15 protein-coding genes are annotated in these 13,624 nt (G+C 47.1%); 2 read left to right on the top strand and 13 right to left on the bottom strand.

All coding sequences use genetic code 11. From position 1 onward, the window contains the following. Positions 1–32: 32 nt before the first annotated feature. The 11 genes from MKO97_RS02465 to MKO97_RS02415 form a co-directional block, all read right to left on the bottom strand. On the bottom strand, positions 33–563 hold the full coding sequence (locus tag MKO97_RS02465; protein WP_241104490.1) for a hypothetical protein: 531 nt from the start codon (positions 561–563) through the stop codon (positions 33–35). Then, positions 556–1,746, bottom strand: a complete 1,191-nt coding sequence (locus tag MKO97_RS02460; RefSeq protein WP_241104489.1) for a PilN domain-containing protein — start codon at positions 1,744–1,746, stop codon at positions 556–558. The genes MKO97_RS02465 and MKO97_RS02460 overlap by 8 nt, the downstream gene beginning before the upstream one ends. Then, a complete protein-coding gene (locus MKO97_RS02455) occupies positions 1,746–3,656 on the bottom strand; it encodes a type II secretion system protein GspD (protein WP_241104488.1) in 1,911 nt (636 codons plus the stop codon). Before MKO97_RS02455 ends, MKO97_RS02460 begins: the two co-directional genes overlap by 1 nt. A 1-nt stretch (position 3,657) precedes the next feature. Then, positions 3,658–4,986: a GspE/PulE family protein gene (locus MKO97_RS02450; protein WP_371820420.1), complete on the bottom strand. Its 1,329-nt coding sequence runs from the start codon at positions 4,984–4,986 to the stop codon at positions 3,658–3,660. Between the two features lie 65 nt (positions 4,987–5,051). Continuing rightward, positions 5,052–5,330, bottom strand: coding sequence for a hypothetical protein (locus MKO97_RS02445; RefSeq protein WP_241104486.1), 279 nt, complete (start codon positions 5,328–5,330; stop codon positions 5,052–5,054). A 196-nt stretch (positions 5,331–5,526) separates the two neighbouring features. Continuing rightward, the gene (locus MKO97_RS02440) at positions 5,527–5,961 is read right to left on the bottom strand and encodes a type IV pilin protein (RefSeq protein WP_241104485.1); all 435 of its coding nucleotides are present in this window, start codon (positions 5,959–5,961) and stop codon (positions 5,527–5,529) included. A 78-nt stretch (positions 5,962–6,039) separates the two neighbouring features. Continuing rightward, positions 6,040–7,155, bottom strand: coding sequence for a type II secretion system F family protein (locus MKO97_RS02435; RefSeq protein WP_241104484.1), 1,116 nt, complete (start codon positions 7,153–7,155; stop codon positions 6,040–6,042). Then, the gene (locus MKO97_RS02430) at positions 7,152–7,643 is read right to left on the bottom strand and encodes a hypothetical protein (protein ID WP_241104483.1); all 492 of its coding nucleotides are present in this window, start codon (positions 7,641–7,643) and stop codon (positions 7,152–7,154) included. Before MKO97_RS02430 ends, MKO97_RS02435 begins: the two co-directional genes overlap by 4 nt. Next, entirely contained in the window at positions 7,631–7,948 is a 318-nt protein-coding gene (locus MKO97_RS02425; protein ID WP_241104482.1) for a hypothetical protein, read from the bottom strand. The genes MKO97_RS02430 and MKO97_RS02425 overlap by 13 nt, the downstream gene beginning before the upstream one ends. Continuing rightward, positions 7,923–9,128, bottom strand: coding sequence for a polymer-forming cytoskeletal protein (locus MKO97_RS02420; protein ID WP_241104481.1), 1,206 nt, complete (start codon positions 9,126–9,128; stop codon positions 7,923–7,925). Before MKO97_RS02420 ends, MKO97_RS02425 begins: the two co-directional genes overlap by 26 nt. After that, on the bottom strand, positions 9,112–9,870 hold the full coding sequence (locus tag MKO97_RS02415; RefSeq protein ID WP_241104480.1) for a toxin-antitoxin system YwqK family antitoxin: 759 nt from the start codon (positions 9,868–9,870) through the stop codon (positions 9,112–9,114). Before MKO97_RS02415 ends, MKO97_RS02420 begins: the two co-directional genes overlap by 17 nt. A 174-nt stretch (positions 9,871–10,044) precedes the next feature. Between MKO97_RS02415 and MKO97_RS02410 the strand changes: the two genes are divergently transcribed. Next, complete coding sequence (locus MKO97_RS02410; RefSeq protein WP_371820419.1) at positions 10,045–10,965, top strand: RHS repeat domain-containing protein; 921 nt, start codon at positions 10,045–10,047, stop codon at positions 10,963–10,965. Between the two features lie 6 nt (positions 10,966–10,971). After that, positions 10,972–11,367, top strand: a complete 396-nt coding sequence (locus MKO97_RS02405; RefSeq protein WP_241104478.1) for an MlaD family protein — start codon at positions 10,972–10,974, stop codon at positions 11,365–11,367. A 322-nt stretch (positions 11,368–11,689) separates the two neighbouring features. Here MKO97_RS02405 and MKO97_RS02400 read toward each other — a convergent pair whose 3' ends face one another. Together MKO97_RS02400 and MKO97_RS02395 are read right to left on the bottom strand one after the other, a co-directional pair. Then, positions 11,690–12,733, bottom strand: coding sequence for a tyrosine-type recombinase/integrase (locus tag MKO97_RS02400; protein ID WP_241104477.1), 1,044 nt, complete (start codon positions 12,731–12,733; stop codon positions 11,690–11,692). Between the two features lie 144 nt (positions 12,734–12,877). After that, positions 12,878–13,624: a toxin-antitoxin system YwqK family antitoxin gene (locus MKO97_RS02395; protein WP_241104476.1), complete on the bottom strand. Its 747-nt coding sequence runs from the start codon at positions 13,622–13,624 to the stop codon at positions 12,878–12,880.

Genomic DNA, 13,624 nt, shown 5'->3' with positions numbered 1-13,624 from the left:
TCACGGGAAGTAGCGCAAGAGCAGCCAGAAGGCTAAGCCGGATTGTTTTCATAGTTTTGAAATATTATAGTGAGATGTAGTGCCTCAACACGTTCATTTTTTCGGGTTACAAAAAACTGCATACTGACTATTTTCGAATCGGTAAACGATTTTTCAAACTCGTACGACAACCGTAAAAGGTCATTGAAAGAGCCGGTCAGTTCTACCTGATAGCTGAAAATACGATATCGGCCTTCTTGTATCGCATGCACCGGTGCTAGTTTGTTTACGGAAATACGTCCGGAAGCATGTTGTGTTACAAACGATATGATATCTTGCTGTACTTGATCTGGAACCACATCCTGTTTTCCGATGAGCCGGTCAAGCAACGACAGCTTTTTGTCGAGATCACGCTTTCCTTCCGTACGTTGCGTTATCTCCCGCACTTTTTCTGATAGGGCATGGTGCTCCTCCACCACCTGAAAAAGCGGGTAGAATGACCGTCTGTATGCTGCCACAGACAGCATACAGGCGATGACGATCAAGGCCCTGAACTTCGTCTTATAAGATAGGTTTTCAAACATTTTTCACCGAGATGTCGAGTTCAAAAAGAGTGGCACCTTTTTTGTCTTTCTTTAGCGATTTGATTTCCACCCTATCAATCCAGCTGCGGGAACGAACGGATTTGATCCAGGTATTAAACGAGGTCTGATCGTATACAGATCCTTTCAGGATAATCGTGCCTACCTGTGTCAGGATTTTCTCCGCGCTCTTGATCTCTTTCTCCACCGGTTGAACGCCAAGATCTGTGAACTGGATATCAGCCGGGCAGGTTTGTGCCAGTTCGGATAGATAAAAACTAAGAAAATGGGTAGACGAGAACCCAGTGCCATTTAGTATTGCCTGCTTTTCCTCTATCTTTCGTTCCATGTCCTTAATGTCTTCGAAAGATTGATTATAATAGACCATTTTAAGAGACAACTCGGCATTCCTGCTGTTGTAATACTGCATGAGCCCATAGCTGATGGCAAGAAGCACGAAAAACCCCAGAAGAACAGCCACACCAACCACCGAGAACAATCGCTTGTATTTGACCTCTTCGATGTCAGCCCATTGCCCATTGGATTTTGTGAGGGCTTCCACAGGTACAAAGAAATGCGCGGCGGAAGCAAAAAGCGAGGTTTGTAGCGGGTTCAAGCTCCAGTCACCCACTGCGTAAAGAACCGCCTTGTCAACGGGGTAATGTCGTTCGACGACAGGGGTAAAATCGCTTGAGATCTGTAATCGATAATCACCGGCAAATAGCGACGCCCCCGGTTGTCCGTTCAAAAGAAGCAAAGAAGTAATACTTCCAACATACACATCGAGTATTTCAAATTTTCGATCTCTCAGGAGGTCGAGGTATCGGTCGGCCAGACTTCTTCGGCAAAAGAAGAGGTAACTGTTTTCACGATGTTCCCAGGCCGAGAAATAGATAGTGTCGAATGCGAGGCTGCGAAGCCATGCAGCATCTACCGGGTCGGTTGCCGTTGTTTGTTTGAATAGTATGCCTTTTCCCTCCAGAACAATTACAACAGGCGTCTTTTTATCGGTCGCCTTATCCAGTGTTTCGAGATCATCGAATGAGACGGCATCTGTAATGACAAGGGACTTACCTTTGCGTTTAACCGTCAGAACGTTCCAATATTCATTATTGTCATCGTCACGGTAAAGCCCGATTACCCGTAGCTGCCGAATAGACGTGATATTTTCCCAAACAGCACTCATCAATAGATTACAGACGGTTTGATGAAAATATGCAACTTCGAATTGCTTTTCGATTTTTTCCGACTACTGAAAAGCCATTTTAGAATGGGAATCCGCGATAGAAGAGGCGTTCCAGTTCCGGAATTTTCTTTTTGTAGTTCATCAAGTCCGCCGAGGAGTACCATTTCCCCATTCTTCACGCGTACCAACGACTCGAATTTCTGCGTCGCTTTGCCCGGCGGTGCTGTGGCTCCGACCCGAGCCAGGAAGGAACTTTTTTCTACGACAACTGTCAGCGTGACATTTTCATCGGTCGATACATACGGTTTTATAGATACGCTAAGGTTAGCGTCGGTGCTCTTCCAAGATCCAGATTGTAAGACATTATTGTTTAGTCCGCTGTTGATCAGCTGGTTAGTCTGCTCGAAATAATAGCTCGTCTCGCCGATGGCCAAACGGGCCTCATGACCACTAATGGTGGCTATCTTGGGCGTCGACTCGATTTTGATGATAGAATTGTTCTCCAGGGCCTGTAAGTTCAGGTAAAAAGCCTCCGTGACCTTACCGAGCTTAATGAAACCAAGTCCGTTAAACGCATCAATCAAATTGTTGACGGAAGAGGCATTAAGATTGACTTCCGGATTGGGAAATAGTACGCCAGAGGTCGTTGGATTGGCCGTTTTGTCAAGACCGGCTTTAATTCCGGTTTGAATATCGTACGCTTTCTTGTATTGTACGATAATCACTTCGATTTGTACCATCGGAACGACTTTGTCAATCTGCCTCACGTAAACGCGCAATTCGTCAACGATGGTTTTGGCGCCTGATACAATCAATCCGTTGAGTTCGATGAACTCTTTTATTTCCAATTTCTCACTGAAAACACGCGGTAGCGACTGCAACACCGATTCGATAGAGCGGTTTTCCAGTTGAATAAGCTCGGTAGAACGCAGTCCTTCCACTACCTGTTCTCCGATAAGGTAATAATTATCCTGAACCTTAAAGGTGTATTTTTTTCCTTTGAAAATATGCCCCAATAAGGTATCGAACGTTACGTTTTCAACGTTAAGGCTGACTTTTTCACCTTCCGGTTTGTTATAATAAAAGTAATTTGCCTTTACTTTCTCTGCCACGGCCGTTATAAGCTCTGCCATATCGGCCATATTGGCCCGAACCGAAACATACCCGTTCTCGTTTTCGATTATCTCAAATCCGCCTGGCACGTCGGCGTTGGCTTTCGTAGTCTTGGGTTGTTTCGAAGCCTTGTCTGGCGAAGCAGGTGTCAAAATAGGCGAACCCCGGTCAATATAATAAAACCCATTTTCGTCTTTTGTGACCTGAAGTGCATTGGATTTGGCCATCATGTCAAGCACTTGGTCGAAGGGTCGGTTTAGGATGTAAGCGGAAATGGTTTGGTTTCGTACCTCTGGAGACAAAACCAGGTTTTTCCCTGAACGGTCAATGATGCCCTGGGCTACGTTCGCGAGTGAATCTTTTTCAAGTTTTACGGAAAGGAAATCGTTCTGGGCGTTGTATTCGATGTTCGGAAGCTTCCTGATTTTCTCTACTAAGGGTGGAGGGAGGGCCTTTCTTTTTTTGAAGAGTATGATCGTATTCATAAAGGATACCTCCAGATCGTATTTCTGAACAAGGAATAGGAACACGTCCTTTACCGTTACGTCGAAAAAGCTATTTACCACCAACTGGTCGAGATCGGAATCAATGCTAACGTTTAGCTGATGCTCCTGCGCGACGGTATTGATAAAATCGCGAAGCACCAGTCCTGACACATCCGTTTTAATGACGTCGTTCAGTCCTTTTTTCTTGAAAGCCAGTTCCGTGAACTGTTTATCAAGAGCGCTCAGGTCTTGTTGGGCGGATGCGCAACACGACAAAAAAAGAATAAGGATGACCCAGAGACGGTTTGTCATGCTAATAGGTTATAAGGATAGGATAAATTTCTTCAAGCGATGTGACACCCTCAGCGAGAAGGGAGAACGCTTTATACGATAAGGTCTGGTCTTTCCACTCTCCGGTAACGAGTTCCGTCACCTGTCCCGCCTTGATTTTCTCCGCTACTTTTCGGTCTACCGGCAGCAGTTCATAAATAGCTATCCTGCCACTGTATCCGGTATGATAACAGGCATTACACCCTTTTGCCTGAAAGTGCTTATCAATCGGGAAAGGGAAAGAGAAGTGATCCGGGAAATCGGTCTCGTCTGTGGATACCGCTTCCCGACAGTGCACGCAAAGTTTACGAACGAGTCGTTGTGCTACCGAGAGATTTAACGTCTCTGAAATCAGGTAGGGAGGGATGCCCATATCGATGAGTCGGGAAATCGTACCCGTGGCAGAATTCGTATGGATGGTCGACAATACAAGGTGTCCTGTAAGGGATGCCCGAATGGCCATGAGGGCTGTTTCCGGATCCCGTATTTCACCCAGCATAATGATGTCCGGATCCTGGCGCAGGAAAGAACGTAGTGCGGCTGCAAACGTAAGGCCGATATCTTCTTTTAGCTGTACCTGGTTGATGCCAGCAAGTGTATATTCAATAGGATCTTCGACTGTAACAATATTCCGCCGCGCGTCATTCAACAGACGCAGTGTGGCATACAACGTTGTGGTTTTTCCGGATCCTGTCGGGCCGCTGATGAGGATGATGCCATTAGGTTTTTTAACGCCTTCCAGGTAGATGTCGAGTTCCTCCCGGCGAAAGCCGAGGGTATCGAGCTCAATGGCAGACGCGTCCTGGCCGAGCAAACGCAAAACGATTTTTTCGCCGAAAAGCGTAGGCAGTATTGATACACGAATGTCGAAAGTATCGTTTGTAATACGACCGTCCTGGGGTAGCCTTTTCTCAGTGATGTTAAGTTTAGAACGTATCTTGACTTTGTTCACTAATTCAAGGTATTGGTCAGGCTCGATCTTGTAGCGCTCTAGCAGTTGTCCGTCTATTCGAAACCGGATACGGGCGCTTTTTTCGAACGCTTCGAAGTGGATGTCACTGCATTTGAGCGAGCGGGCCTCAGTAAGAAGATCCTCAAGGAAGTCAGTTTCGCCGACACTGAACGCCCGAATGCTGTCACCCCGGTCTTTTCGATAATGCAATGACAGGGCTTTTTCAACCGAGCCGCCCGATACAGGGTCGAGGATTACCTCCTTCCCTAATAGCAATTCAAGTTCATCCCGACACGACAGGTCGGCGGCATCATCTATATAGAACCGAACGAAATGCTCGTCCCCGTCTGCAGGAATCACACGATAGTGATTAGCCAGATCGCCGCTGATCAGGTGTCGGTGCCTCGGATGTACAGTTAGCTCAATCATCGTAATTGAAAAGCTAAGCCCTCAATGGGAAAGAAGAAAGAAGCCGCTATGACACCTGCGAAAAAGAGCGCGGCCAGGCCGGCCAACGGCACACTCTGTTTCAGCTGCCCTCCCCAAACGGTTACTATCGCAAGGGAAAAGACCATCGAGCAAATGAAAAACAGGACGTATGACCGGAGGCTGAAAAAAGGCGTCACGGCGAGAAAAAACAGGAAGTCGCCGAGCCCAAAATAAGCCCGAAACGGATTCACCCACTCTTTTTGCCGTACCCTCATATAAACCGTCATTGTCCCGAATACCACCATAAAAAAACCCATTCCCGCAAGGGCTTGACGCCAGCTACCGCCGAGACCAAATGCGCAGGCAAAAACCGCTGGAGGAAGTAGGATATGTATCTCGCGATATCGGATATCCTGCCAAAACATGAGCGCAAGGCTTACCATGACGCAACAGGCCAGCAAAAGTCCCACCTTATTCCTTATTCGTTTCCGTCAATATTTTCTTATCGTCTATTTCCCAGGTATTGAACGCGCCGTCACCGTCAAGGTCAGAAACAGACGTCGCTCGTGCCAGGAACCCGTTGTTGGTGGCTTCTGCGATTTCAATTTTATAAACCGCCTGGCCGCCCTGGTCGACGGTTTGCTCTTGCTCAAAACCCAGTTCCTCCAAATTGGACGTGTACTTTGAATAGCGATAGAAATAACTTTTCTCAAGACCATATACCTGGTTCAGCATCGCCTGCGCCTCAATTGATTTAGCCTGGCTGATAACCGATGTCTGGTTCGGCAACACCATAAGCAGGATGATGCCGATAATGCACAACACGATAAGGATTTCAGTCATAGAATAGGCCCGTACCCGCCAGGCTGGGTTGCGCCTCGCCGGATGTCTGTAGAACTTTCTCATGATGCATGATTTGTACGTCACTAATTACGTGTTTTTTTTAAAATTCTCTTAATAAAAAAGCGCGATGTACTGTTAAATTCATCGGTGTATAATTTTGCTCAGGTCAAACATCGGCGCATACATCGAAATCATAATGACGCCCACGATCACGCCGATAAATATGATAATCATGGGCTCAAGCACAACGCCAATCATTTTCGTTTGGTGGTTGATGTCGTCGTTATACTGTTCAGACAGACGCTCAAACATGGTGTCGAGTTCATTGACTTGTTCGGCTACTTCAATCATCGCCACCATCCGATTTTCATACACCGCATGCTTCCTGAGTCCTTCCGATAAGGTGGCGCCTTTCGTAATATCCGCTTTCACGGCCTCAATCGACTTTTCTACCGGATAAAACCCAATCATTTTTGACGTAAGGGTCAGCGAATTCAACAGGGTGGTCCTGGACGAAAGCAGTAAATTCATAGACTGGCAGAAACGCGACAGGTAGATCTTGCGGATGAGTTTCCCAAAGAACGGTATACGGAGCACGGCAGACGCTGTCATCCGCCGATAGTTTTCCTGGTTCCGCAGGCTGTAGTGCGCCACCACCAACGCTATGATAACTGCGCCAAATGTGCCGAAAATCAAGCCGCTGTGCTGGGAAAGTGACAGGATGATGCGGGTGCTTTTGGGTAGCTCGCTCCCAAATTGACGGAACACCGTGCTAAACATCGGAACGACTTTATGCAGCATGAAGTAGAGCACGCCAAACGTTACGGCCAATACGATGGAAGGGTAGGTCAGTACCGAAATGACCTGGCGCTTCATCTGGATCCTTCGTGTAAAGAACTTTTGTAGTTCTGTCAGTACCTGTTCGAGTTTTCGTGTCTCTTCTCCAATCTGTACGCTGTAGTATTCATAAGGCGAAAACTGCCCCGACGAACGCATCGCTTCGTATATGGGCTTTCCGTGTACGACTTTAAGCCGGATGTCCTCAATCACCTTTTTTTCCAATGTGCTGTCCGCCTGATGGCCCAGGATTTCAAGCGATTTTCGAAAATCTACCCCGGAACGGAGCAAAAGTCCCAACTCCCGATACAGAATTTCTTTCTTTTTATCAGACAGTTTCTTACTGGAAAAGGAGAAACCGGTTTTTTTCTCCTCACGTCCCTTCTGGATCCGTTCGTATTGGGATAGGTCAAGGCTCATAGGGAGTCGCGGTTAAGAAGTATATCAGGAAATAAGGTCCGAAAAAAGGAAAGTGTTTCTTTTCTATCGTTGATGTCCGCCCGGATCCGGATGCGTTGCAGGCAGGTTGTACGTTGGGCATTCCGCAGGGTATCAGACCGGAAGCCCCGGAAGGCGAGGTGGAAGGTATCTACATAACCCCGTTGTTCGCGGATGAGGTACCGATCCGTTCCCCGGTAGCGTGCGGAATCGGCCGAGGCATATCCGAATGTGGCAACCGAATCGGAGACCCGAAGCGAGGTCGCATCGAATACGTCGCGGTTCAGGAGGAAGCAGAGCCGGTTAAGGTCGGCCGTTTTTTCATTCTCCGTTTTCAGATCGCGGAGCCGTCCGCCTACGATGTCAAACAACACGAAGACAAGGCTCACGACAATCGCTGTCACCACCAGCGCGATGATGACCTCAAAAACCGAAAAGGCCGGCACGGTTTTGTGTCTCAGGGTTCCCATATGTAGTAACGCGTTTCAAAGGCGGTTGAATCGGTTTGCGGGACCACGAATTCGCGCAAGCCGGCGTTTACCCACTCGGTTTGGGGAAGGCCTGAGGTGACAGAATCGGGCGTCACCTGCATCAGGAAATAGTCGCGTTGGATGTGCTGCGACGTAAGGTAGAAACGCGCGCTGGTGCGTTTGCTGAATACCTGTCCGTAAATACCCAGCGCGATAAAAAGACAGGCGGAGATAATGGCCAATGCCATCACCGATTCGATCAATGAGCCGGCGCGAACTTTATTCAAGACGACCCGCAATGCCATACCGTTTGTTATTGGTTTCAAATAAGTTAGGGGACACAAAAAAGGCAGGGCGCTTCGACACATCGATCCAGGTTCCTACCAGCGCATTTTCGCTGGCAGTTCCGCCATCTTCATAATACATCCGGTTTGCATATACTGAGCCGTTTACCTTACCCCTGATCGATACCTTGCCGCTGCAGTAAACATCGCCTGTTACCACCGCCTCCGGATCAATGTGCAATTTATGTTGCGGGATATTGCCGACATCATTTCCGAACAGAACGAGGAGACCCGCCACCCTTGACTTTTCACCGAGCGCCAGTTCTGAAAGCCCGGCTCCGGGTGCCTTTAGGCAAAGAACGGAAGGGTACCGAAGTACCACGTCTTTTCCCACCAGCAGACTTTTGGTGGCAAAGGCCTGTAGCCGTCCCCTGAATCCTTCTTCGATAAGGATGACCGGTGCCCGCAGGATCACGTTGTCGAGTGTCGAGGAGCGCGGCACGACCAGGGTATCCGAAGCCGTCACCAGGAAATTACCCGACAGTGCCATCCCGTCTAACGAACGGGTAGACAGCTGGGCGCCGGGTTCAGCGAATGAGCGATGGTAGACGCCGTTTTCGCCCTGCGACAGTTCACCGCGCCCGACGCCAATGAAATTCGCGTTTTGGAAGGCTTTTTCAAACCGATCCGAAAAGGGAGGCAATAACGACTGTTGTTCACGGGATGGCCCTTCTGACTGCAGCGTGGTTTTTTCGCCGGACAGGAAATTGATGGTCAGCACGCCGCCCGGGATCGATTTTTCTCCGATAAGCCGCACCGCGCCGGAATAGGAGATAGAGCGGCTGATACGGCTGACGAACAGGCAGGTAGGATCGCGATTTATCGGAGCGGCGAGGTAACAGGAAGCAATCGAATCATGGGCGTCATGCGATTGCACGCTCAGAATATCGAAAACCCCATAGGGACGCATGCTGGATTGTGACGCAATGCCGTCGGTGCCTTCTATCGTCGTTTCGGTATCGGGAAACTGCCCGAGGGCGTAGTGCACCGCCGAGCGGTGGGCGATATACAGCGATTCCAGGCTGTTATAATGCAGGTTGAGCCGGCTGTAAAGATCGGATACAAACAAGAGTCCGGCACACAATATGCCGATGACCAGGCACACATATACCGCATAGATCAGGCTATTGGCCTTTACCATGGGTGTTGGTTTTGGGTTTTTTTGAGAAGAGCCGCTTCCAGAAACCCGGTTGCGGTTCAGGCTTTGTTTGCGCTTTTGTCTGGGTCTTTCCTTTTACGGGTGCGGCTGACGGACCGGGCGCTTGTTTTTGCCTTGCGGCTTCCTTCCGGGCTGCTTTCGCCTTTTTAGCCTCTTCGCGCAGGCATTCTTTCTCTTCGCGTGCGGCTTTTTTCTGTTCCTTCGTCAGCTTCGGGCGTGTATGGTAAACGCGGCCTTTGCGGTATTCGACGGTATCATTTTGGGCGGCATCAATCCAGGTGCCGTCTTTGCGACCTTTTCGGTAGTGGCCTTTTTCGACGAGGTTACCGAGGGCGTCATAACGGGCGTAGTCTTTTTCCAGCCGCCCGTCTTTCCAGTTCGAGCGGGTTTCGAGCAGGCCATTGCGGTGCCAGGTTTTCCAGGTGCCGGTGCGCAGTCCGGCTTTGAAACTGCCCTGTTCGGCAATCTGGTTGTCGAGGTAGGAACGCCGGTAGGGGCCATCAAGCAATTCGCCCGCCATACCTGCTTCCGAAAAGTGGATGGCGCCCCCTTTGAACCAATAGTATACGCGACCTTCTTTGGGTGATACCGATTGGGTGGTGGTATAGAATTCATAGCGGAAGTTGGCATCTGTGATCCGTTTGAGGGTATACGGATCGTGGAACGCCATCAGCGCCGCCAACGGCAACAGCGCCAGGAACGGGAGTAAAGGGAATCGCTTCAAAACCGACGGAATTGTGTAGGTGCAATATACGATTTTGGCGTTACGCTCAAAATAGTTGTACGACGATATAAAATTGGGTGGGAGGGAACGGATGGCAATAAAAAACGGGGCTGTTTTGACCGGTTTCCGTCTTTTTGTGCTATCTTTAAAAAGCCGTTATCGGCGCTACGTTCTTTGCATACAAGGCTGTCCGCTGCTTTGGATTACTATCCTTTCGGGATGCTGGTGCCCAATCGACATGAAAGTACCGATGGGTCGTATCGATACGGCTTCCAGGGCCAGGAAAAGGATGATGAAATCAAGGGCGAAGGTAATTCGTTGAATTATACCTACAGGATGCACGATCCAAGGTTGGGGAGGTTTTTTGCTGTGGATCCTTTATGGTCAAAATATCCAGCTAATTCTCCATATAGCTTTAGTGAGAATAGGCTAATAGATGGCAGAGAACTCGAAGGTTTGGAACGAGTAAGGTCTCTTTTCCTAAATCGAGATTTTTACAGCTATATGGAGTATGATATAAATACTAAGAGAGGTAGGTTCGCGATAAACCAAATCGATGGCGTAAATGTCTTAGGAGCCATAGACATGAATTCAGAGATTAAGAACAAAGTAAGGATTGGATTGGGGCTCTGTCCAAGTATTACTTTGGATGAAGTCTCCAATGAATTTGAAACAGGTGTCAATCCATCCAGAGAAATAAGAACTGCCCTCAAAAGTGATTACCTTACGGGTAAGTTACGAAATGTTATTGACTACGGACTTCAGAAATTAACCGAAGAACTCGCAAAAAACAAAGACTTTAAAGAATTCCAAGGCTTAATAGTCGAAACAAGTGCTGAGTTAATCAGGAAAGTTTACAATGATATCAAAGATGGCAATGCTGATTTAATAGTGCGTTTTAGGCACGATGTCTTCAAATATGAAAAGGCGAAGGGCAATACATATACCAATGTAAAATATGATACTGTAATCAGTTTCACACTGAGGTATTATACTAATCAGGGAATTTTGTATTTTCAAATTGAATTGCCCTTCGGTGATAAGAAAAAAGCAACGGATATTTCTAAAAAAGAAAAAGGCAAGAAGAAAAGCTAGTGGAATATGAAACATAATAGAAACTTAATGCAAAAAATAGGGTTTCTACTCGCAATATTTTGGCTGCTCGATTCCTGCTCCCAGCGACAAGAAACATATAGAATGTATGTGAAATTCAATAATGTTGAAGGTTTGAACATTGAGTCGATTGTTGAATCTCGGGGCGTTACAATTGGAAAAGTTCGGAAGATGGATTTATGTCAAAACGGCGTCATTGTTGAAGTCGAAATTGATAAGAAAGTAAAAATTCCGGTTGATTCCAAATTTTGCGTTAAGGACAGAGGTGTATTAACTAGAAGTATTGAGGTAACAATGGTCGGGAAAAAAAGAAAAATTCTTACGGAAAAGGATACTGTTGACGGATTATACTTGCCAATTCAACCGATTTTAGATAAAATGTAAAAGATATTGAATTACGGCAAATATTCGGCGACACACTTGCAACAGCGGAGCCTCTTCTTGAATACACCATAGGCTCCAGCATTCGCCCATCTAAGTGACATTTGCTATGAAACGATAAGCTGCGCAATAGTCTCTGACTTTGCGCGATTCCTACATACGTATTTGAATTACATCTCTACCCCCCCTATGGCGCAGACGTCCCGTACGTGCCCTCTTAAACATGAAAAACCATACTGCCACCCGCTCGGGAACATCTGGTATGAAACGATAAGTTGCGCAATAGTCTCTGACTTTGCGCGATCACCAACAGAGAAACTTTTGCCTATCTCTCTAACCGCTTATGCACCCTTTCCATCTCCTCATCCAAATACGCCTGCGCATAGTGCACGTATCGGCGAAATGAGGTGCTGTTGGCGCTGTGTCCGCTGAGGTTGCGAACCGCGTGCTCCGGCATGCCGAGGGTCAGCAAGGTAGTAATGGCCGTTCGGCGCATCATGTGCGAGCTCATCTGGTCACAAAAGCGGTTTCGGCCGCTTTCTTTTTTGGCGGTGGGCCGTACGGCGCGGCCTAATTTTTCCCTTGTCACATCAACCGGGTGAATGAAGCCGGCTTTTGCGCCTACTTGCTTCAGTGTCTTGTTGAAGTTAAACAGGCTGATGCTACCGAAGACGGGGGCCGCTGCCTCTTTTAGGCGGTAGCGTTCATAAATTTCGGCGGCATAGGGTGGCAACTTGATACGGGTGTAGGTCTTGGTTTTCTTAGAGCGCTGTTTCAGGTAGTAGCCATCGGTTGTCGGTTCAAAATTCTGGTTGGTAAGCAGGAAGAGATCTGAGAAACGCAGTCCGGTAGTACACCCAAACACAAATGCATCCTTCACCCGCCGCTCCGATGGCAGCAATTGGCGTGCGAAAGCGTCGTCATGTATGAGAAACTTCAACTGTTCCGGCGACAAAACGAGAACAGGAATTTCTTCCTTCCGCACATAAAAAGCTTTATGGAAATCACCGGCGTCGAGGTTTTTCTCGGTTTTAAGGTAGGTGAAAAACGTGCGGATCACTTTTATGTTGGCGCCCACATAATTGTCATGGCAGCCTTGCTTGTATAGGAAGTTAGTGAAGTTGCGGTAAAACTTCTTCCAATAATTCTTCTCCACCTGGTATTCGCGCGCGTTAAGTTTAGACGCATCCGACACAAGCAACACAAAGCCGGTTTCAGTCGAAAATTTCACCAGGTTTTGGTGTACATAGCGATAATTGTCGATAGACTGCGGACGGATCTTCTCGCCATTTTTCTTCAGCCGCTTCCCAGTTTCGGAATCGCGGATGAATTGGGTGAATAACGGAAGAAGCGCGGTGGTTTTTTTCACGGTTGGTTAAACACTTAAAGTACGAATTCTTGCAGTGGCTTGCAAGATTGCAAACTGGACTATAGAGTCTTCTGATTTGACCGGAAAAGACGGTTTTATGATAGCGGAAAGGCGGAAGACGTTCGCGGCCGCGTAAGAGAGCCATTATCTCACATAGTAGTCAAATCTTAATGAATCAGATATAGTGGTTTTATTTAGATCAGAAAATTCGAACTTCACTTTTGCGATGATAGAATTTTCTCCTCTTACTAGAATTTTCTCCTTCACGGTTATACGACACTGTTTTCTGGACGATATTTCTCGATGATTTTTACTTTTATCCGATCTTAGAGACCTTACCGTGAATAGATATTTTGAAGCGGGAATGTTCGCCAAATAATAACTATACTTTAGTGAGTCACCTATTTCTAAAGAATCTAACTTTTTAAGTCCAACATTTTCAACATCGACAATGGGGTGGCCTTGATAGTCTATAACGTTTCCCTTACTGTCGAACTTAATCAGAAAAGCCGCTCTACCCGACTCATCATATAAAATGTAACGTTCTATACTTCCGTTTGTGTAATTATGTATTCTATCTCCAATAATTGTATCATTCCGGTAATTCACAATCTGTTCAATTTTTCCGTTTCCGTAATACCCCGTGTAAATTCCATTTAAAAGACCATTTTTATAGAAAGCTCTACCTAAGATAGTTTTCTTATCCAGGCTGTAATACACCGCTTCGCCGTCGATGATAGTGTCATTTCCCTTGAGCAAATAACCAAATTCGGCTATTTTATTTTCTTTGGGGTAAGATTTGATAAGTTTAGGGTTATCCTCATTTCTCTGACACGAAGAGGCAGTCAAGCAGGCTAATATCGCTACAAACAAACTTTTTGCTTTCTTCAA

The sequence above is a fragment of the Flavobacterium sp. HJ-32-4 genome (genome assembly GCF_022532105.1).
Taxonomy (GTDB): domain Bacteria; phylum Bacteroidota; class Bacteroidia; order Flavobacteriales; family Flavobacteriaceae; genus Flavobacterium.
Note: the sequence above shows the minus strand (reverse complement) of the source record. Positions and strands in the feature narration are given on the sequence as shown.

Excerpts from the sequence above, each read along its gene's own strand:
- MKO97_RS02435 (WP_241104484.1), bottom strand. The coding sequence starts at position 7,155 with ATGAGCCTTGACCTATCCCAATACGAACGGATCCAGAAGGGACGTGAG.
- MKO97_RS02405 (WP_241104478.1), top strand. The coding sequence starts at position 10,972 with ATGAAACATAATAGAAACTTAATGCAAAAAATAGGGTTTCTACTCGCA.
- MKO97_RS02440 (WP_241104485.1), bottom strand. The coding sequence starts at position 5,961 with ATGAGAAAGTTCTACAGACATCCGGCGAGGCGCAACCCAGCCTGGCGG.
- MKO97_RS02425 (WP_241104482.1), bottom strand. The coding sequence starts at position 7,948 with ATGGCATTGCGGGTCGTCTTGAATAAAGTTCGCGCCGGCTCATTGATC.
- MKO97_RS02430 (WP_241104483.1), bottom strand. The coding sequence starts at position 7,643 with ATGGGAACCCTGAGACACAAAACCGTGCCGGCCTTTTCGGTTTTTGAG.
- MKO97_RS02455 (WP_241104488.1), bottom strand. The coding sequence starts at position 3,656 with ATGACAAACCGTCTCTGGGTCATCCTTATTCTTTTTTTGTCGTGTTGC.
- MKO97_RS02460 (WP_241104489.1), bottom strand. The coding sequence starts at position 1,746 with ATGAGTGCTGTTTGGGAAAATATCACGTCTATTCGGCAGCTACGGGTA.
- MKO97_RS02445 (WP_241104486.1), bottom strand. The coding sequence starts at position 5,330 with ATGAGGGTACGGCAAAAAGAGTGGGTGAATCCGTTTCGGGCTTATTTT.
- MKO97_RS02465 (WP_241104490.1), bottom strand. The coding sequence starts at position 563 with ATGTTTGAAAACCTATCTTATAAGACGAAGTTCAGGGCCTTGATCGTC.
- MKO97_RS02420 (WP_241104481.1), bottom strand. The coding sequence starts at position 9,128 with ATGGTAAAGGCCAATAGCCTGATCTATGCGGTATATGTGTGCCTGGTC.